Genomic DNA, 19,177 nt, shown 5'->3' with positions numbered 1-19,177 from the left:
GAAATTTCCCATCGCTTAAGAAAGTTTATTTTATCTTTTAGTATAAACTTTATTGGCATATTCATAGAATTCATCGACATTTTCAGAAGTTACAACGTCAACTCCCGTATCTATAATGTAATCAACTGAACCGTCTTCATTTGTTACTTTTGGTAATAATTGTAGTGTTTTGTCTACACCCAATTTCGACATATTGTATAAAATGGCTAGAGATAAATAACCCATGTCATAAGGTCTTTGACCAACAAGGCCCTTCCAGACACCTGCTTTTACGAGCTCTAATTCTGGTGGTAAAGTATCAAAAGCAACTATTAGGAGTGATTCTGCCTTTTCCATTCCTCCTAAAGCATTAACCATTGTATCCACCGGAACATATGCAGCCGAAGCATTGGCAATGAACCATCCATCTAAATTTGGATAACGTTTATTTACATCTGTTAAAATTTGAACAGCTTTAGCAGTGTCGTCCTCAGCGGGGAAAGGATCAGCAACATAGACTATTTCTTTTCCAGTTTTTTGGGAGTATTCTTCCAACGCATCCTTGAATCCTGCAATTCTCTCATTCAAGTTAAGTGCTGCTAACCCACCTGTTAAAATAGCAAAATTCAAAGTTGTTTTATCGGGTTTGTGTTGATCGATAAGTTGTCCCATAAGCTCACCAGCAACGTATCCTGCATTGTAATTGTTAGTTCCCAAATATACATATCTACCACTATCTGGTGAATCAGAATCAAAGGTTATTACCGGGATATCCCTGTTCAAAGCTTGTTGAATGACAAATTTAATAGCTTCTGGGTCATTAGGAGATATCCCAATCCCATCTACACCACGAATAATATACGCTTGTATCTTTTGGGCTTGTTCTGCTGCATCCACTTCAACAGGAGCATCAAATATTGCTTCAACTCCTAAGGCTTCTGCTGCATCTTTCATACCGTTTTCTACTGCGAACCAATAAGGGTTGTTCATAGACTTTGGTGAGAGTAAAAAGGTTTCAGAGAATGCAAATAAACTCACTAATAATACCAAAACTACCAAAAAACGTTTCATAAAAACACCTCCTCAAATTTTGTTGTTACAAATTAACTAAATGTACCACAGAATAGTTCCTGTTTTGTCTCAGTTAAGTTTTTGAAATTTCTTCATACCCTCACATACTCAATACCAACAATTTTTGCAAACAATTCCCACCTCCTTGTAGTGTCTCCGATGTTAAAGCATTGGTGATGAGTTCCTCCGTTTTTGAGCCAGTTAGTCATCGCATTCCTTACTCCAGTATCTGGTTTGAAATGAAAATATGGCATTTCAACATTTGGATAATCTTCACTGTCTATAACTTCTCCTTTTGAAACAACTAATCTGAAATTCCCTTCGCTTAAGGGGGCTAAGGAAGTTATGGTTCCTTCACCTGGTTGTACGTTGAATACAACCGTTGGTGGATTGTTTAAATCTCCTATACCTAAAAATCTGTCTATGAGTTTTATTGGTTTGTCTTTTCTTGCTACTTTCCAATTACCTTCTCCCATATGGCTCATAAAAACGGAGTCTCTTTCAAAATCCATAGCATACATTTCTGTGAAATGTCCGTTATTGCCTAGGATATGTCCTATTTTTACAACCGTAGCTGCAAGGGCATCCCCTTCTGCTCCATATCCATACCCTTTTGCCATCAAGTTAGAGGCAGCCATTAACGGTAACTGTTCGAACCTTCCATCATCCTTTACAGAATCGAAGTAGATACTGTATCCATCGTAGCTGTTATCTTCGAGGAACTTTTCAATGGCAACCTGAAATTTTGCAGCAAAGTCGTGTTGGTCTTCTTTTAGTTTAGGATCAATTTCAAAGTTCTTTGCGTTTTCTGCTTTAACATCTTCGATCTCTTTCTTTGTTACTTTTTCAAAGTAAGAATATATCTTTCCCATACTTTCGTCTACTATTTCAACTCCGAGTTTTTTTAACAATGCCGATGAATCAAAGGTAATATCCCCCATCCCAGGCATTCTTCCAACAACTGCGATTCTTATATTTTTACAAGCTTTTGCTGCTTGAGCTGCAAGACTCCAATCCCTCACAAAGTTTTTGAATTCTTCTTCTTTCCAATTTCCTGTAACCACTGGACAATTGACACCTAATCTAACTATTGCATTCATATTATCTTGTGCCCCATGTATTCCTTGGTTGTAAGTCAAAAGTTCCATATCCCAGTCTTTTGTCACGCTAGGTAAAGGTTGGATATTTGCGAGTATTATCGGTAGATTATTCTTTTTTAACGCGGGAACAATTCTTTGACCTGGACTGTAAGTCAGCATCATAATCATAATTCCATCTATTTCTTTGTCGTTGTTATACGTTTGGACTATTTCTTCGATGTCTTTTCTATTTCTAGCAGGCTTAATAAATTTAAATTCTGCTATATCTCCTAATTCTTTGATGACGCCTTTAACGTAGTTTGATTGAGTTTCAACTATGTTAGGATAAGTTTTGTCATACAGTTCTTGCATAATTCCTAATACTCCAATTGTGGGTTTTTTCTTATCTACCATCTTGCACCTCCAAAGATTATTTTGTTTAGTAAGTTATAATTTGGCAATTTTATGCATTATTTCTTTAGTATTGTTATATAGTTCTAAAAACAATTTGTAATACTCTTCGTATTTATCGAAACTGTCTTTATTTGTATTCACGGTTGTTTCTATCTTTATCCAATTTTTGATTTCCTCAGGTTTTTTGAATATCCCCGTGCCAAGTCCAACGAGAAAAGCATCTCCCAATGGTGCTTCAATGTTGTCGGATAATTTGATCATGTTGTAGCCTGTAACATCTGCAAAGATCTTAGTCCAAAGGTCAGAATTGGCTACTCCTCCTACTATCCAGCAGTCTGGATTTAGTTTTATACCTGATTCTTTTGCGGTTTGCATGTTATGTCTTAGTGAGAAAGCAGCGGATTCCATGAGAGCCCTATAAATATGTGGTTTTTTGTGATATAAAGTGATTCCAAAAATAACCCCTCTTGCATCAGGGTCCCATATAGGGGATCGTTCTCCCATGAAATATGGTAATGCTAAGAGGCCTTCGCTCCCCAAAGGTACTTTTTTTGCCTTCATTTCTAAAAGTTCATAAGGAGAATAGCCAGATTGTTCACCAAAAGTTTTTTCCATTTGACCAAATTCATCTATAAACCAATTTACTAACGCACCGGTTGTGGCACTTCCACCAAACGTGTAGAGTAAATGATCTTCATCGACAACGTAAGGGTAATTTACTAATTGGGGAGTGGTGGGTTTTTTATCGTACAACAGAGTTCCCCAACACGTGGAAGTCCCTGCCATAAAGACATGTTCTCCTTCGTTCAATACCCCAGCGCTTAATTGTGCCATTGGCGCATCTATTCCCCCAGAGATTATGGGAGTGCCTTCTTTTAAACCAGTAAGTTTTGCCATATCCTGCTTTAAATAACCTGCAATATCTTTTGATCTTAGTATTTTTTCTGGTAGTTTATCAATGGAGATTCCTAGAATCTTTCCCATTTCTTCGGACCAATTTTTTGTCCTGATATCAAAAACCCCACCTAAATTTCCAGCTGAACTGTAATCAGTTGAAAGTTCTCCAGTAAGCTTATATATAACGTAATCTTTAGGGCTGATAAATTTATAAGTATTTTTCCAAACATCAGGTAAGTTATTTTTTATCCACATTATCTTGGTGAAACCAAAATAAGAATCAACATAATTTCCTGTTATTTCAAACAGTTTATCTTGTGATACATTCTCTTTAACCCACTGGGTTTCTTTTGATGCCCTTCGATCCATCCAAATAAGGCAAGGGTACAAAGGGTTCATATCTTTATCTACAGGTACACCAGCGCCACCGTATAAGCCACTTAAAGATATTCCCGCTATCTCAGAAGGGTTTATATTAGCCATTTCTACGCTTTCTTTCAAGGTTTGAATGAAGGCATCTACCCATACATCAGCATTTTGTTCTGCCCATGAAGCCTTTGGTGTGTTCACTTTATAGGTCTTGCTTGCTTTTGAGATTAGATTTCCTTTTTCATCTAAAATGACAGTTTTTGTCCCAGTAGTTCCTATATCCGTACCTATTAAGTACATACGTTGCCCTCCTTAAACTCTTTATTTGTCATTTTTGACCGTAGTTACTATGATGAAATTCATATAGTCGTTTTGCTTCTTTTTCATCCAAAGGTTCTGGATTTCCAATAGTCCTAGCAAGATAGGCTGTTTGTGCAACCTCTTCCAAGAAAATTGCTTTTCTTATAGTCTCATTGATATCTTTTCCCATGACTATTACCCCATGTTTACTTAAAAGAACTGCTTTTGCTTGATTAACAACTTCAATCACAGCTTTACCAATTGCCTCAGAGCCTACAGGTGCATAGTTTGAAACAGGTACTTGCACCCCAAAAACATCCGCATGTGCAGTGCTGTAAACAGGTATTGGCTGTGATAGCAACGCAAAAGCAGAAGCGTAAGGTGAGTGAGTATGAATGATACTCCCTACCTCAGGTAAGTTTTTGTAAAGGTAAAGGTGGGTAGCAGAATCGACAGACGGTTTTAGTTTGCCTTCTACTGTGTTTCCTTCCATGTCCAGAACTACCATATCTTCGACTTTCAATTCATCATATGGTATTCCAGAGGGTTTGATTATTACGTGATTGTTTACTTTTACACTGACATTTCCACTGGTGTAGGCAACTAATCTGTATTTTTCAAGATTCATGTGCGCTTTGTATAGTTCTTTTTTCAAATCTTCGTACATTCTCCACTCTCCTCTTTGATATAAAAATTTATGTTTCAAAACTGCTACAATTAAGATTTTTAGAGTTAACTTGTATGATAAAAATATTACAACATGTATATATTAATCTTGGTAAATTTTAAATTTGTACATACTAATTATATACCTATATTTCTTGTAAGCAAAATGTAATTATTAGCAATTACAGGTTATCTCGTCTGTTTAGAGGCAATTAAATTGGATTAACAACTTAAATCTCAATTTTTGAAAAAAATGTAAAAAAATAAAACCCCGGTTAGAAAAAATTCTAATCAGGGTTTGAAGTTGATTGTATGGTTCAAAATTGTTTATGCATCTTCTAAAAGATTAACTTTTTACATTTATCTCTCTATACAGTCTCATCATGATTTCTATATTCTTCACGCCATTTGTTGTTCCACTTTTTGAAAGGCAAGCTGTAGCAGTGGCTGTTCCAACTTTTAAAGCTTTTGATATATCCCATCCTTTATTGATAGAATATAATACTCCCGCACAGAATGCATCCCCTGCTCCTACTGTCCCTTTTATATAACCTTCAGGTAGATCAAAAGAAGGTTGTATATAAAAATTGTTTGTTTCATCTAGTGCAAAAGCTCCTTCAGGAGAGTGGACTATCACCCATTGCTTAACTCCCATTTCTTTTAATTTGAAGCATACGGGTTCGATGTTATCAACGATCAATTTATCTTCTGTGTCCCTTATTGGTATGTTGGTTGTTAAAGAGGCTTCTATTTCGTTGATAGTACAATAATCTGTGTACTTTAAAGAAGGTGGAATAATTTTAGAATACCTATCAGAATTTTCACTTACCAAGTCTAAGGATGTTTTTATTCCTTTTTGTTGAGCCGTTGCTAACGTTTTTGCCAAAACAGTTCCATAGTCGGGATCTGATGAGTCGAGTTTCTCTAATAATAAAGGATATCCAACATGTAATATTTTAGAGTTAATTCTATCAAAGTCAAAATGAGTAATATCAAGTAGAGAGTTTGCACCTCGATAGTGAAAGAATGTCCTTTCCCCTGTTGATTCAACGATCATATCGTCGGTGAAAGAAGTCCCTACCTCATTTTGTTGAAAAACCATTTCTGTATTTATATTATTTTCTTTTAGTATTTTTAAAACGTATTCTCCCAGCTTGTCATTCCCAACTACCCCAATCGCTTGAAGGGATAAATTTTTATCCATCTTTGCTAAGTCTATTAAAGTATTGGGAACAGCTCCCCCCACAGAATACTCTATGTTTAAAATATTGGCTAAACGTCCTACTTTTGGATAAGTATCAACAATTTTGATATAGTCAAAAACTATTATTCCTCCAATTGTGATTCCTTTTCTTTCCATTTTTTTGGGTTCTCCTTTTTTATTAAAGAGGGATAGTTTCATCTGACTATGCAAGGTTATATTTTTTGATTACTTCTTCAACATTGGCATTTTTATGGACTATTTCTTTTAATCCCATGATGAGAGATTCCATTTTGGGATTTTGCCAAACATTTCTTCCGAATACTATTCCTTTTGCTCCTGCCTCGATGGATTCTTTTGCTACCTTAATAACACCTTCTATATTATCCATCTTAGGACCACCAAGAACAAAAACGGGTACTTTTAAATTATTAACTAATTCTTTAAATTCAGTTTCATCGCCTGTATATGGAATCTTCAATATATCTGCTCCAAATTCAAGTGCCATTCGTGAGGCATGTTCTATAAGCTCAGGATCATTCTTCTTCTCTTTTGGTATGCTATTACCCCATAAGACAGGTTCAACCATGAGCGGTATATTCCATTTGTCGCACTCATTGGCTACCTTTTCCACAACTTCTATACTCTCCATCTGGATATTTTCTTTTTCTCCCCAAGGTAGTAAGACTTTGACTACATCAAAATCATATCTTATGGCAAATTGAATGTCAGCTATTAGTTTATGACCAATCGTATCGCCACTACCTCCGGGAATCGTCGAAGGTAGGGGTAAATCCATAGTTAAAATTCTACCAGGAGCATCTTTTGAAGTAAAAAGATCAGTTGTTATCTTTGCTATACCTGGGCTTATCAACGTTCCATCTATTCCTATATTTATTAGCTTTTCCAAAGTTTTAACAGGATTTTGTAGTCCCGAAACATTTCCCATCACGAGCCCGTGATCTATGGGAATAATAACTGATTTTCCGCTTTCTGGATTCAAAACACGCGAGAGTCTCAACTCTTTTATGCCCATTCTATTACCTCTTTTCAAATTCTTTTAAAGTTTGGATCTGTAAATATATCAGTTGCATCGTCACTATCGTATGGGATGTTAAGCAGAGAGTTGCTTTGTACAAGAATATAGTTACTAGTACTAGTTATAACCTGTTTTAAAAAATAGTAAGAGAAAAAACTGATTGAAACTTTTTTAAGTCAAAGAGAAAAGATCATAAATTAAAGTCGATATTCTTTAACTAACGAATTTATAGATTCTGAAAGGTCCAAAAGTTTTTGTGATTCTTCTGTGAGATTTTCCATAGCCTTTGCAACTTCTCCCAAATTTTCTTTGAAGGTTAAAATGCCTTTAGAAGTCTCTTCAAATTGCTCAGAGATTTCGGTTGTATTGTTGCTAACTTCAATCACCAATTTGTTTTCACTTTCAATGAAATCTTTTAATGTTACAATAGTATTTACAGTCTTGTCGATATTTTCTTGTATCTTTTTTATTCTTAAACTTAATTCTTCAATTTTATCTGCGTTATCTTCAACCTTTTTCCCTGTGTTTGAAGTTGATTCAGCTACTGAGCTTACAGTTTTTTCCATTTTTAAGACAGCGTTTTGTACATCTGAAGCCATTTTTTCAGAGCTTTCAGCGAGTTTTCTTACTTCCTCCGCAACTACCGCAAATCCCTTTCCAGCTTCTCCCGCTCTAGCTGCTTCTATTGCTGCATTTAAAGATAAAAGATTGGTTTGTTCTGCTATCGATCTGATGTTTTCAGCGAAAGAACTAACTTCTTTTGTTACATTCAAAAGCTTTTGCATATCATTAATATTATTTTCCACATCTTTAGTAATATTTTTGTTTTCTTCGGCAATCTGGAGAATATTTTTTATGTCTTCGTTTATTTCTAATTTAAATTTCTCTGCTTCTGTTACAGAATTTTCTGCTTGATACCCTAATTTCTCAGAGTTATCTTTAACTTCATTCAAGGAAGAAGTAATGTTTCTTAATTTATTTACTGATTCAATTAAACTGTCGCTATAGGTATTTACTTCCCCTGAAATTTCTTCACTAACTGCTGAATATTCTTCAACTACAGAAGAAGTATTTTCAGCATTTTGTTTTAGAATATTTGAAGAAGATTTAAGCTGGTTTAGCATACTTTTTAGAGAATTAGCTACATTAATAAAAGCGTTATGAACTTGAGCAATTTCGTCTTTCTTTTTTGAAGAAGGTGGAATTTGTGTCAAGTCTTTATTCAAAATACTGTTAGCCAATTCGTTAGTAATTTTTAGAGTCCCAGATATTGAATGATTAAGAAGATACGTGATGAAAATAATTATACCTATAACAATGAGAGTAGTAATTAAAGTCGTATTAAAAACAGAATTTACGTTTTTAAGAACTTTTTGAGCGTTAGTAGAAATTATTTGTGCGTTTGAATTAGCTGATTTTTGAATTTCAGTCATTTCGCTTTCAACTAAATTAGAAAAAGTTTCTATCAAAGGAATAAGTTCGATACTAAATAACTTGCTTAGTTCCCCATTCATCTTTTGGATTTCATTTTGACTTTCTGATAATTGATTTGTCAATGAAGTGTATTCCTTTCTTAGATCATCTCTTTCTGCCCTAAGTTGCGCATATTTATTAACGTTTTTTTGGTATGCATCAACAGTTTTATCAATAACAACAGCCTCAATAGGATTCATTATTACGAAATAGCCACCGTCAAGTATGTAGTTTATAATTTTCTTTATTTCTTCAACAGCGTTATTTAGGGAGAGTGTGAGCTCTTGGGATATTGTATTTTGTATGAGGATCTCTCTTGCCGTTAATTTTAATAAGTTAATGTTTTCTTCAGCCTGTGAAAAGTGAGGTAATAGATCCTTATTCCAAAATTTTTCCAAACCCCAGATACCTATACCATCTAAATTTAAAGAGCTTTCTGTCTCTTGTTTAATTTTTTCATTACCTTCGAAGTCGTCCCAATTGGGAATTTTTTCCTGAAGGGATTTTATCTTATTAATTTCATCCTCTAATTTGCTTTCATTGTAAGTTAGCAAGTCATTCATTTGATTTTCAATTTGTTGGATATTTGCTTCATTGCTAGAAAGTTTCTTACTAAGATCGCTAATTTCTTGGTTTTTTTGAATTAGGATTGTAATTTTAGAAGAAGCTTGTTGATTCAAGTCTTCAATATTTTGGAATAAAGAAGAACTTTTTACTAAAAAATCTTGAGAAAAGTCTTCTTCCTGGAGAAGAAGTTTTTTCCCTTCACTTAGAAAAGTGTTAAAGTCTTCTTGAGCACTTTTAATTTGATTTATGTCAGATAAATATCCTGATGATATGAGTGCTATATTTGCTTGGGTAGTATTATAAAAACCTTGAAAAAAATCTTGGAAAGATTCCAGATTGGAGATCATATTCTCAGCCGAAATAACGGTTTCATTACCTTGTTTTTCTAAGTTGGAAATGGTAATTTTTACAACACCTAATATTAAGATTAAAGCAGCAATAACGATAATGTAGCCAGATATTATTCTTGTACTAATTTTCATTTCTTTCAGCTCCCATTATGCGTATACTTTTTCTTTTTGAGTAGCCAACTTCATAACTTTTTCTTGTGAAGCTTCTTTGGCGTTAAGGACCCCCGTAAGATGTCCATAAGCCATAACAGCTATTCTATCGCTTATTTGTAAAACCTCTGGTAATTCTGAAGATATCATGATAATAGCCATTCCTTGTAGTGCTAGTTCAGATATCAATTCATATATTTCCGCTTTAGCTCCCACATCTATCCCTCGAGTTGGTTCATCTAGTATTAAGATTTTGGGTCTTAAAGCTATCCATTTTGCTACTACAACTTTCTGTTGATTTCCCCCCGATAAGTATTTTACTCTTCTTGTAGGAGAAGGAGTTTTTATGTTAAAGGAATCTATTGCCCATTTACTCAAATCTTTTTCCGCTTTTTCATTCACGAATATTCGAAATCTCTTTAATTTATCTAAACTAGGAAGAGATATGTTATCTTTGACAGAATGAATCAAAATCAATCCTTTTCTTTTCCTATCTTCTGGTACCATACCTATACCCAACTTAATAGCATCAAGTGGATTATTTATTGTCACTTCTTTGTTATCAACATAGATTTTTCCTGATTTCTTTTTTCTTAAACCGATTATAGTTTCCATGATTTCTGATCTCCCTGCACCTATCAAGCCGGAGAAGCCTAAAACTTCTCCCTCATTAACCTCAAATGAAACATTTTTGAATCCTTCGCCACTAAGATTTTCAACTTTCATGATCGTTTTACCAATTTCGTGTTCTTTTTTTATATAAAAATTTTCTATTTTTCTTCCAACCATCATTTCAACGATTTTATCTCGGTTAAGATCAGATATATTATTTGTTTCAACTAATCTTCCATCCCTTAAAACAGAAACTTTATCAGCTATTTCGAATATTTCTTCTAACCTATGGGAGACAAATATAATTGACACACCTTTTTGTTTCAAATTTCTTATAACTTCGAACAATTTTGCAACCTCATTCTGCGTGAGGGAAGAGGTAGGTTCATCCATTATAATAACTTTAGATTCTTTGTAGGTAGCCCTTGCAATCTCAATCATTTGTTGAACACCAATCGTGAATTTTTTTAATTTGTCATTAGGATTTATGTTCAGATCAAACTCCTTTAAGAACTCCTTTGCAGATTTGTATAGTTTACCATAGTTAAGAAAAGGTCCTCTTTTTGGTTCAGAGCCTAAAAACAGATTTTCTGAGACAGATAAATTATCCATGACTGACAATTCTTGAAAGATAGTAACAATTCCTTCTTCAATAGCTTCTGAAGGATGTTTCCAATATCTTTCTTTGCCCTTAAAAATTATTTTGCCTGCATTTTGTTTATAAACGCCTGCTATGATTTTCATCAATGTGGACTTTCCCGCACCGTTTTCTCCCACGATGGCATGAACTTCCCCAGGATAAAAGTCAATACTTACTTGATCTAAAGCTTTTACACCAGGGAATTCTTTAGAAATATCAACTACTTTTAAGACAGGGTTCATCCTTCTTTCCCCCCTCTAAGTTGATCGAAGGCTACGGCGATAATGATTACTGCACCGATGGCAACTTGTTGCCAGAAAGAAGACACACCTAAAAGGATCAACCCGTTTCTCAGTACACCCATGATGATAGCACCAATCACGGTTCCTAAGATAGTTCCTTCTCCACCTTGTAGACTCGTACCTCCTATAACAGTTGCGGCAATAACATCTAATTCATAACTTTGACCAGCATTTGCTTGAGCTACTCCCAACCATGCTGTCATTAAAAATCCAGCAAATGCTGCCAACAACCCATTAATTACATAAACCATTATCAATATTCTATCAGTTTTAATTCCAACCAATTTTGATGCTTCTAAATTACCACCAGTTGCATATATTCTTCTTCCAACGATAGTGTATCGTAGAAATATATAAGCGATAATGGCAACTCCAGCGAAGTATAATACAGGAACAGGAACAGGTCCAACCATACCTTGACCTTGAGAAGTAAATGACTTTGGAAAAGGAGATATTGGCCAGCCTTCACTTAATACATATGCTAAACCCCTTGCTATACTGAGCATACCTAGAGTACTTATAAACGGTGGAATTTTAACTTTGGTAATGAGAAGTCCGTTTGTTAATCCAGCAGCCATTCCAACTAATAAGCCTACCAAAATACTCAGGACAGGATTTAAACCTAAATCATGCATGAGTAACCCCATCACAACTCCAGATAAACCTAAAATAGAGCCAACAGAAAGGTCTATTCCACCAGTGATAATTACCATTGTCATACCGCAAGCCATAACCCCAATAAATGTCACATTTAAAATGATACTGAAAAGGTTATCAACCGATAAAAACCCTGGTGCAGTTATTCCCAAGAAAAGCATCAGAGCAATTAAAACCAAGAATATAGTGAATTCTCTTATAGCAAAAATTTTTTTTAACGTCTCCAATTTTTTTTCCTCCTTTGTAAATGCTTAGGTATTTTTAAAATTTTTATTGATTAAAAGCGATGGGAATAAGAAGGTCCCATCGCTTAAGAAAGTTTATCTATCTTTTAGTATAAACTTCAGTGGCAAATTCAAAGAATTCATCAACATTTTCTGAGGTTACAATATCGACTCCCGTATCTATAATGTAATCAACTGAACCATCTTCATTTGTAACTTTTGGTAATAATTGTAGTGTTTTATCTACACCTAATTTCGACATATTGTATAAAACAGCTAGAGATAAATATCCCATGTCGTATGGCCTTTGACCAACCAGTCCCTTCCAGGCACCTGCTTTTACGAGTTCCAATTCTGGTGGTAAAGTGTCAAAACCAATTGTTAAGAGTGATTCTGCCTTTTCCACTCCACCTAAGGCTTTAATAACCGTATCCACTGGAGCAAACAAGTGCCATCCGCCAGAAGTGAACCAACCATCTAAATTTGGATAACGTCTGGTAACATCTGTTAAAACTTGAACAGCTACAGCGGTATCGTCGTTACATGGGAAAGGATCTGCAACATAAACGATTTCTTTTCCTGTTTTTTGGGAGTATTCTTCCATGGCATCTTTGAATCCTGCGATTCTTTCGTTCAAATTAACTGCTGCCAACCCCCCTGTTAAAATAGCAAAATTCAAAGTAGTTTTATCAGGTTTGTATTGGTCGATAAGTTGTCCCATAAGTTCACCAGCAGCATATCCTGCATTGTAATTGTTAGTTCCCAAATATACATATCTACCACTATCTGGTGAATCAGAATCAAAAGTTACTACTGGAATATCCCTGTTCAAAGCTTGTTGAATGACAAATTTAATAGCTTCTGGATTATTGGGAGATATACCAATACCATCCACACCACGAATAATATAGGTTTGTATCTTTTGGGCTTGTTCTGCTGCATCAGCTTCTATAGGAGCATCAAATATTGCTTCAACTCCTAAGGCTTCTGCTGCGTCTTTCATACCGTTTTCTACTGCAAACCAATAGGGGTTGTTCATAGACTTTGGTGAAAGTAAAAAGGTTTCAGAGAATGCAAATAAACTCACTAACAATACCAAAACTACCAAAAAACGTTTCATAAAAACACCTCCTGTAAATTTTGTTGTTACAAAGTGACTATAGGTACCTATCAAACAAAAAATGCCTTAGTATATAATTCAATATACTAAGGCATTCATGACCTCATATTATTAAATTTTTTATTGAATATTATCATCCCACCCTTGAGGATGACTTTCTGAAAACATTTAATCATATTTTCATTTTTATGTCAACATCGATTAGGGGCGATTAGATCCGATTAGAGTTATTCTAAGTCATTTATTTTTGATTAAGTTAAAAAATCTTAGATTTTCTTAATTTATATAAATTTGGTAAAATTAACTAATAAAGATTTTTTGATTTTAGAGGGAATTGTTATGTCAAATTTGTTTGAAATTCAGAATTTTCGTGTAAAAGATCAAGACACTGAACTCTTAAAAAATTTCTCCTTAGAAGTACAAAAAGGGGAAGTTATAACCATTGTTGGTCAAGAAGGCTCAGGTAAGAATGCCATTATCAATGGATTAATTGGTAAGTTACCTGCAGAAGGGAAATTGTTTCATATGAGACAACTTGTTCCTTTCAATCTGTATGATCTAAAGAAAAATAAGATTGAAATTATTAATCAAAAACCTAGGTTATTAGAGAATCTCTCTGTTTCAGAGAATTTGTTTTTAGATACTTCTTATAAGAAAAAACTATCGATTTTTTATTTTAAAAGAAAAACCCAGAAAGTAGTGGAGGAAATTTTAAAAAAGTATAATTTGAACTTATCACCATATATGAAAGTAGGAGATCTCACGTTAGAAGAAAAGAAAAATTTGGCGTTTGTAAGAGCTTTTTCTGTAAATCCAGATGTTGTGATTTTATACGAACCAGCTGAGAATATTTCTTTAAGTTCTTTGATGAATCTCCACAATATGATAAGAACACACAAAAAAGAAGGTAAAAGTGTAATCTACATAACTAAACAATGGGAAGATGCCTTGAGAATCGCTGATAAGATCGCAATATTGAATGAAGGTGAGATTGCGGAAATTTTGGACTCCCAAGAGGTAAAAAATAATCCTAAAAAATTGATAAATAAGATTATGGGAATTAACTCTGATGACAATAATGTAAATCCTGAAGAAAGTCAACTAATTGAATCGGTTTTCGAAGCTGCAGAATACTTAACATCAGAATATGAGCTAGATGATCTTATGAATCTGCTTGCAAAAAATGCTGCAAAGGCTATGAAAGCAGAGGCATGTGGAATATCTTTGATGGATGAGGACACAAACGCAATAATAGATAAAGCTTTTTACAAACGAAACAAGAATGTGGAAGTTGAACCGAATGAATCAGAAATTTTAAATTTGATTGGCGATGAAAAAGTTTATTATTTTTCAAAAAGAGATAAAGGTTTCGAAAAATTCTTTAAAATCAACAAAGATATCTGTAGTTTCATATGTGTCCCTTTGTACATAAGATCAAGATTGAGTGGTATAATCCATATTTATTACAAAGAAGTATACCTATATTCCGAAGAAGAGATAAAGTATTTAGAAACTATAGCTCATCAAGCTGCGTTAGCAATTCATGACACAAGGTTAGTTGGAAGTTCTGTATTGTTACAAGAGAGTCATCATCGAATAAAGAATAATCTTCAGTCCATAATTAGTTTGATGTCTTTGTATAAAATGTCCAATAAAAAAGATTCAAGGAAAGATGTAGTAGAGATGCTCGATGATTTAATGTCGAAGATAAAAAGTATTGCCGCAGTGCATGATTTGTTGTCAAAAGATAAATTAGGTAGAAGTATTATCAATCTCAAAGAGATGATAATTAAGATAGTCAAATTTATGAGCAGTACAAGAGAAGAGATTAGATTTAACTTTGAATTGGACGATATTTTCGTTTCATATAGCAAGGCCTCTGCGATAGCTTTGGTGGTGAACGAGTTGATTACTAACAGTCTAAAGTATGCTTTTGTTGGTAAAGAAAATGGTGAGATAACTATTATTTCAAAATTCGAGAACGAAACAATAAAGCTGGAGATTTCGGATAATGGAGTAGGATTACCACAAAGTTTCGATATTCAAAAAAACCAGGGGCTTGGTTTATCAATCGTATATTCTATAATTACTAAACAGCTAAATGGGGAGATATATGTAGAAAGTGCTAATGGTGCCAAAGTACGAATTGAAATCCCAGTAAAACAAATTAGTACGAATAGTTCCGTTGAAGAAATGGAGAAAATTTGAAGATGTTGGGGGTTAAACCATGAAGGACTTGAAGATACTGATTGCTGAGGATGAATACCTAATTTTAATGGGGTTAAAAAGTAACTTAGAAAATTTAGGATGTAAAGTAGTAGGAGAAGCTACAAACGGTAAAGAGTTGGTCAAATTAGCTTTAGAAAAAAAGCCTGAATTGATAATAGCTGATATCAATCTACCTGTTATGGATGGTTTGGAGGCATTAAGAAGGATAAGCCAGAAGGTTTTTATTCCCACATTGATTGTAAGCGGTTACGATGATGAAGAATTGATAGATAAAGCAAAAAATCTGGGAGTCTTAGGGTACTTAATAAAGCCCATAGACGAATCTGATTTGAAAGCCGCGATTGAAATAGCTCTTTCTAGATTTGAGGATATTAAAAATTTAAAAAATGAATTAGAAGTAACCAAAGAAACTTTGGAATCAAGAAAATTAATAGAAAAAGCCAAAGGTATCATAATGGAAAGATTACAATTAAACGAAGAAGAATCTATGAAATTTTTGCAAAAAAAGAGTAGAAATTCCAACAAAAAGTTAGTTGATGTTGCGAAGGAAATTATAGAAGCTGACAAGGCTTTTAGAATTGATTAAATTGCATATAGCAGTCTATTTTCAATCTTTTATTTCTTCTACTTTGTATTCCATAATGTTATTTAAAATGTTTTTGTCGTCTCTCCATTTGTCACGAACCTTTACGTAAAGATCAAGGTAGACTTTTCTTTCAAAAAGTTCTTCGATGTCTTGCCTTGCCAATTGGCCGATCTTTTTAATCATACTTCCGTTTTTACCTATTATAATAGGTTTCTGACTTTTCTTTTCAACATAAATTTCTGCTCTTACGTACAAAACGCCGTTCTCTCTTTCTTTCAGTTCTTCTATAACTACACCGCTTGAATGAGGGATCTCTTCCTTTGTTAAATGAAAGATTTTTTCCCGAATTAACTCAGAAATGATGAACCTTGACGGTTTATCGGTGATCATATCTTCTGGGTAGTACTGTGGACCTTCAGGTAATAAATCTATAATACTTTGTTTTAATTCAGAAAGATTTTTACCCGTTAAGGCCGAAATTTCAATGGTTGTAACTATATTTGAACATAAACTTTTTATTTTTTCTGTCATCAAGTTAATTTTCTCTTTATCTTTTACTAGGTCAACTTTGTTCACAAGAAGAATGGTAGGAATTTTTGATTTATCGACTATTTCAGCAACTCTTAAATCTGAATTTCTTAAACCATCCTTTGCATCGATTATAAAAAGTATTAGGTCAACACCTTTCAATGCATTTATTGCGATATTGACCATGTATTCCCCGATTTTTCTTATAGGTTTGTGAATACCAGGTGTGTCGACAAAAACTATTTGATAATGATCTTCCGTTAATATGCAGTTTACTCTATTTCTTGTGGTTTGTGGCTTGTCAGAAACGATAACCACTTTTTGGCCCATCAAAGCGTTTATCAATGTTGATTTTCCTACGTTAGGCTTTCCAGCCAAGGCGACGAAACCACTTTTAAAACCGTTATTTTCCATCTTTTCCTCCAAAAACAATATTTGATAAAATTACACTCATTATTTATATTCTAGTTTAGTATTAAGTAAAAGTCAAGTTATAAAAGGCAATTTGTCAAAATTTCTACAATCATTAGTATAGTTAAACAAATAAATGGTATAATTAATTTTGAACAAAACAAAATCTATCGCATAAAGCGAGGCAAAAGATGAGTGAATTAAACAATCCACACGATGCTTTCTTCAAAAAACATTTTGGTAACAAAAAAATAGCTCAAAATTTCTTAGAAAACTATTTACCTTCTGAGATTACCAAAGTACTAGACTTAAATTATTTAACCAAAGAAGACAAAAGCTATGTGGATGAAGATTTAAAAGAAAGCCACTCAGACATGTTGTACAAAACGAGAATAAATGGAAAAGATGGATACATATACATTCTCTTTGAACACAAAAGCTACAATGATCCGCGTGTACTTCTACAACTTTTAAAATACATACTCAGAATATGGGAAGAAAAATACAACACTAAAACGAACAAATTACCTATAATAATACCACTAGTAATATACAATGGAGAAAACAAGTGGAATATAAAGACCAAGTTAATAAATCTCATAGAAGGAATAGAAGAGCTACCGGAAATAATGAAACAATACATACCTACTTACCAATATGAGATATACGATTTCTCACCGGAAGAAAAATTAGGAATAGTAGGGTTAGCAAATTTAAAGGCGATATTACAAACGACAAGAGTGGCAAGAGTAAAAACAGGAGAAAAGTTTGATGAAGAATTAAGAAGGGCATTTGAATTTCTTATTGGGATAAAAGACAAAAAGACGTTTAATGAATTATTTGAATCTTGTATGTTGTATTTAATGTATACAAGGGACGATATAAACATAGAAAAGGTAAAAGAAGTAGCAAAAAAGGTAATGGATGAAAGGGGTGAATTGATAATGACGATAGCAGAAAAGTTGAAGAATGAAGGTAAACTTGAAGGTGAAAGAAATTGAAAACTTGAAGGTGAAAAAGATTTTGCAATTAGAATATTAAGCAAAAGGTTCGGTAACCAATTAACTGAAGAAATAAAAGAGAAAATAAGAAAAGCCAATGAGAAGTCGATAGATTACATAGGAGATAACTTGTTGGAAATAACCATAGAAGAGCTAAAAGAGTTATGGAAAGAGTTGTAATAGACTGATTTGTTCCGAAGTATTTGTACTGTAATTGTAAAGTAACCTCAATCTTTGCACTATTACTTGGCAAAGGAGGTGAAAAATAATGGTTGAAGTAACCAATGATGTTTCTTTAAAGGTGGAAAATCTTAATTCCCAAGTAGGTGAATTCAGGCTAAAAAATATCTCTTTTGAATTACCAGTTGGAGAAGTTTTATCTATTTTAGGGCCTTCAGGTTCAGGTAAGACGGTATTATTAAGAACCCTTGCGGGTTTGAATAAAACTGAATCTGGAGCAATTATCTTTGGAGACGAGAGGATAGAGAAGTATTCCCCAAGAGACAGGAAGGTCGGTTTTGTCTTTCAAAACTATGCCATTTTTCCTCATTTAGATACGAAATTGAATTTGGGTTTCCCTTTGTACATTGGTGGAAAAAAGAAAAAAGAAGTGTATAAGATAGCAATAAAAGCGGCAGAAGAGTTAGATGGTTTACCAAATTATTTAGAATTAAAGCCCGATGAATTGCCTGAAGGTATGAAGCAGTTGATCGCCTTTGGGAGAGAGAAATTACACGATTGCAGATTGTTGCTCCTTGATGAACCACTGAGTCAGTTGGATAGAAAGCTTCATGTAGAAATGAGAGCTTTGCTCAAAAGATTTATAAAAGAACTAGGTAAAACTACGATAGCAGTTTTCAGTGATCCCGAAGATGCTTTGTCGGTAAGTGATTATCTTGCTATACTGGATGATGGAGAGCTTTTGCAGTTTGGAGAAACCTTCGATGTTTACCAGAACCCATCAAACTTAAAAGTTATGGAACTTACTTCCAGATTAGGATTGAACACAATAGACGTTGAAATCAAAGGTGGCAACGTATTAAATAAATTAAAAGTGGATAAAGAAGATGGTAGTTACAAATTATGCTTTAGACCTGAAGAAATAGCCATTAAAGATGAAGGACTCGAAGTTCAAACAGTAGAAAGTCATATCTACGACTCTTCTCATAATTTGGTAGAATGCGATTTCCATGGAAAACCGATCAGACTCTTGGTACATAAAAATGTACCTGAGAAGTTTAATTTTATCCCAACTAATCCTAAATATTATTGATCATAATCTAAACCAAGGGATTTTGGAGGTTGCTCTCCA

General features: G+C 33.8%; 15 protein-coding genes and 1 pseudogene. 5 read left to right on the top strand and 11 right to left on the bottom strand.

Going from position 1 to position 19,177, the window contains the following annotated elements:
* Positions 1 to 30 precede the first annotated feature (30 nt).
* The 10 genes from X927_RS07790 to X927_RS07745 form a co-directional block, all read right to left on the bottom strand.
* Positions 31 to 1,050: a sugar-binding protein gene (locus X927_RS07790; protein ID WP_103077515.1), complete on the bottom strand. Its 1,020-nt coding sequence runs from the start codon at positions 1,048 to 1,050 to the stop codon at positions 31 to 33.
* Positions 1,051 to 1,142: 92 nt separating this feature from the next.
* Positions 1,143 to 2,543, bottom strand: a complete 1,401-nt coding sequence (locus X927_RS07785) for an L-fucose/L-arabinose isomerase family protein (protein WP_103077514.1) — start codon at positions 2,541 to 2,543, stop codon at positions 1,143 to 1,145.
* Positions 2,544 to 2,576: 33 nt separating this feature from the next.
* Complete coding sequence (locus X927_RS07780) at positions 2,577 to 4,109, bottom strand: FGGY-family carbohydrate kinase (protein WP_103077513.1); 1,533 nt, start codon at positions 4,107 to 4,109, stop codon at positions 2,577 to 2,579.
* 28 nt (positions 4,110 to 4,137) lie between these two features.
* Complete coding sequence (locus X927_RS07775) at positions 4,138 to 4,776, bottom strand: L-ribulose-5-phosphate 4-epimerase (RefSeq protein ID WP_103077512.1); 639 nt, start codon at positions 4,774 to 4,776, stop codon at positions 4,138 to 4,140.
* A gap of 345 nt (positions 4,777 to 5,121) precedes the next feature.
* Entirely contained in the window at positions 5,122 to 6,135 is a 1,014-nt protein-coding gene (locus tag X927_RS07770; RefSeq protein WP_103077511.1) for a carbohydrate kinase family protein, read from the bottom strand.
* 46 nt (positions 6,136 to 6,181) lie between these two features.
* Entirely contained in the window at positions 6,182 to 7,012 is an 831-nt protein-coding gene (locus X927_RS07765) for a class I fructose-bisphosphate aldolase (protein ID WP_103077510.1), read from the bottom strand.
* Positions 7,013 to 7,212: 200 nt separating this feature from the next.
* The gene (locus X927_RS07760) at positions 7,213 to 9,537 is read right to left on the bottom strand and encodes a methyl-accepting chemotaxis protein (protein ID WP_103077509.1); all 2,325 of its coding nucleotides are present in this window, start codon (positions 9,535 to 9,537) and stop codon (positions 7,213 to 7,215) included.
* A gap of 15 nt (positions 9,538 to 9,552) precedes the next feature.
* Positions 9,553 to 11,049, bottom strand: a complete 1,497-nt coding sequence (locus X927_RS07755) for a sugar ABC transporter ATP-binding protein (protein ID WP_103077508.1) — start codon at positions 11,047 to 11,049, stop codon at positions 9,553 to 9,555.
* Complete coding sequence (locus X927_RS07750; RefSeq protein ID WP_103077534.1) at positions 11,046 to 11,927, bottom strand: ABC transporter permease; 882 nt, start codon at positions 11,925 to 11,927, stop codon at positions 11,046 to 11,048. The genes X927_RS07755 and X927_RS07750 overlap by 4 nt, the downstream gene beginning before the upstream one ends.
* Before the next feature lie 163 nt (positions 11,928 to 12,090).
* Positions 12,091 to 13,110, bottom strand: a complete 1,020-nt coding sequence (locus tag X927_RS07745) for a sugar-binding protein (RefSeq protein ID WP_103077507.1) — start codon at positions 13,108 to 13,110, stop codon at positions 12,091 to 12,093.
* A gap of 339 nt (positions 13,111 to 13,449) precedes the next feature.
* Between X927_RS07745 and X927_RS07740 the strand changes: the two genes are divergently transcribed.
* Together X927_RS07740 and X927_RS07735 are read left to right on the top strand one after the other, a co-directional pair.
* Entirely contained in the window at positions 13,450 to 15,318 is a 1,869-nt protein-coding gene (locus X927_RS07740; protein WP_103077506.1) for an ATP-binding cassette domain-containing protein, read from the top strand.
* A gap of 19 nt (positions 15,319 to 15,337) precedes the next feature.
* Positions 15,338 to 15,925 (top strand): ANTAR domain-containing response regulator, encoded by a 588-nt coding sequence (locus tag X927_RS07735; protein ID WP_103077505.1) that lies wholly within the window; start codon positions 15,338 to 15,340, stop codon positions 15,923 to 15,925.
* A gap of 21 nt (positions 15,926 to 15,946) precedes the next feature.
* Here X927_RS07735 and era read toward each other — a convergent pair whose 3' ends face one another.
* A complete protein-coding gene (era, locus tag X927_RS07730) occupies positions 15,947 to 16,867 on the bottom strand; it encodes a GTPase Era (RefSeq protein ID WP_103065943.1) in 921 nt (306 codons plus the stop codon).
* A gap of 188 nt (positions 16,868 to 17,055) precedes the next feature.
* Between era and X927_RS07725 the strand changes: the two genes are divergently transcribed.
* The 3 genes and pseudogenes from X927_RS07725 (at position 17,056) to X927_RS07720 (ending at position 19,138) form a co-directional block, all read left to right on the top strand.
* On the top strand, positions 17,056 to 17,865 hold the full coding sequence (locus X927_RS07725; protein ID WP_245855508.1) for an Rpn family recombination-promoting nuclease/putative transposase: 810 nt from the start codon (positions 17,056 to 17,058) through the stop codon (positions 17,863 to 17,865).
* Positions 17,866 to 17,880: 15 nt separating this feature from the next.
* Positions 17,881 to 18,045: pseudogene (locus tag X927_RS10430) on the top strand (Rpn family recombination-promoting nuclease/putative transposase); the annotation flags it as partial.
* A gap of 88 nt (positions 18,046 to 18,133) precedes the next feature.
* Positions 18,134 to 19,138 carry an ABC transporter ATP-binding protein gene (locus X927_RS07720; RefSeq protein WP_103077504.1) on the top strand — a complete coding sequence of 335 codons (1,005 nt, stop codon included), beginning with the start codon at positions 18,134 to 18,136 and terminating at the stop codon, positions 19,136 to 19,138.
* Positions 19,139 to 19,177: the final 39 nt, after the last annotated feature.

This window comes from Petrotoga mexicana DSM 14811 (assembly GCF_002895565.1).
Classification (GTDB): Bacteria; Thermotogota; Thermotogae; order Petrotogales; family Petrotogaceae; genus Petrotoga; species Petrotoga mexicana.
The sequence above is the reverse complement of the archived record's forward strand: the minus strand, read 5'-3'. Positions and strand labels throughout refer to the sequence as shown.

Bases quoted from the DNA above. Each gene is read 5' to 3' on its own strand.
- X927_RS07790 (WP_103077515.1), bottom strand. From the start codon at position 1,050: ATGAAACGTTTTTTGGTAGTTTTGGTATTATTAGTGAGTTTATTTGCA.
- X927_RS07785 (WP_103077514.1), bottom strand. From the start codon at position 2,543: ATGGTAGATAAGAAAAAACCCACAATTGGAGTATTAGGAATTATGCAA.
- X927_RS07780 (WP_103077513.1), bottom strand. From the start codon at position 4,109: ATGTACTTAATAGGTACGGATATAGGAACTACTGGGACAAAAACTGTC.
- X927_RS07775 (WP_103077512.1), bottom strand. From the start codon at position 4,776: ATGTACGAAGATTTGAAAAAAGAACTATACAAAGCGCACATGAATCTT.
- X927_RS07770 (WP_103077511.1), bottom strand. From the start codon at position 6,135: ATGGAAAGAAAAGGAATCACAATTGGAGGAATAATAGTTTTTGACTAT.
- X927_RS07765 (WP_103077510.1), bottom strand. From the start codon at position 7,012: ATGGGCATAAAAGAGTTGAGACTCTCGCGTGTTTTGAATCCAGAAAGC.
- X927_RS07760 (WP_103077509.1), bottom strand. From the start codon at position 9,537: ATGAAAATTAGTACAAGAATAATATCTGGCTACATTATCGTTATTGCT.
- X927_RS07755 (WP_103077508.1), bottom strand. From the start codon at position 11,049: ATGAACCCTGTCTTAAAAGTAGTTGATATTTCTAAAGAATTCCCTGGT.
- X927_RS07750 (WP_103077534.1), bottom strand. From the start codon at position 11,927: ATGCTTTTCTTGGGAATAACTGCACCAGGGTTTTTATCGGTTGATAAC.
- X927_RS07745 (WP_103077507.1), bottom strand. From the start codon at position 13,110: ATGAAACGTTTTTTGGTAGTTTTGGTATTGTTAGTGAGTTTATTTGCA.
- X927_RS07740 (WP_103077506.1), top strand. From the start codon at position 13,450: ATGTCAAATTTGTTTGAAATTCAGAATTTTCGTGTAAAAGATCAAGAC.
- X927_RS07735 (WP_103077505.1), top strand. From the start codon at position 15,338: ATGAAGGACTTGAAGATACTGATTGCTGAGGATGAATACCTAATTTTA.
- era (WP_103065943.1), bottom strand. From the start codon at position 16,867: ATGGAAAATAACGGTTTTAAAAGTGGTTTCGTCGCCTTGGCTGGAAAG.
- X927_RS07725 (WP_245855508.1), top strand. From the start codon at position 17,056: ATGAGTGAATTAAACAATCCACACGATGCTTTCTTCAAAAAACATTTT.
- X927_RS07720 (WP_103077504.1), top strand. From the start codon at position 18,134: ATGGTTGAAGTAACCAATGATGTTTCTTTAAAGGTGGAAAATCTTAAT.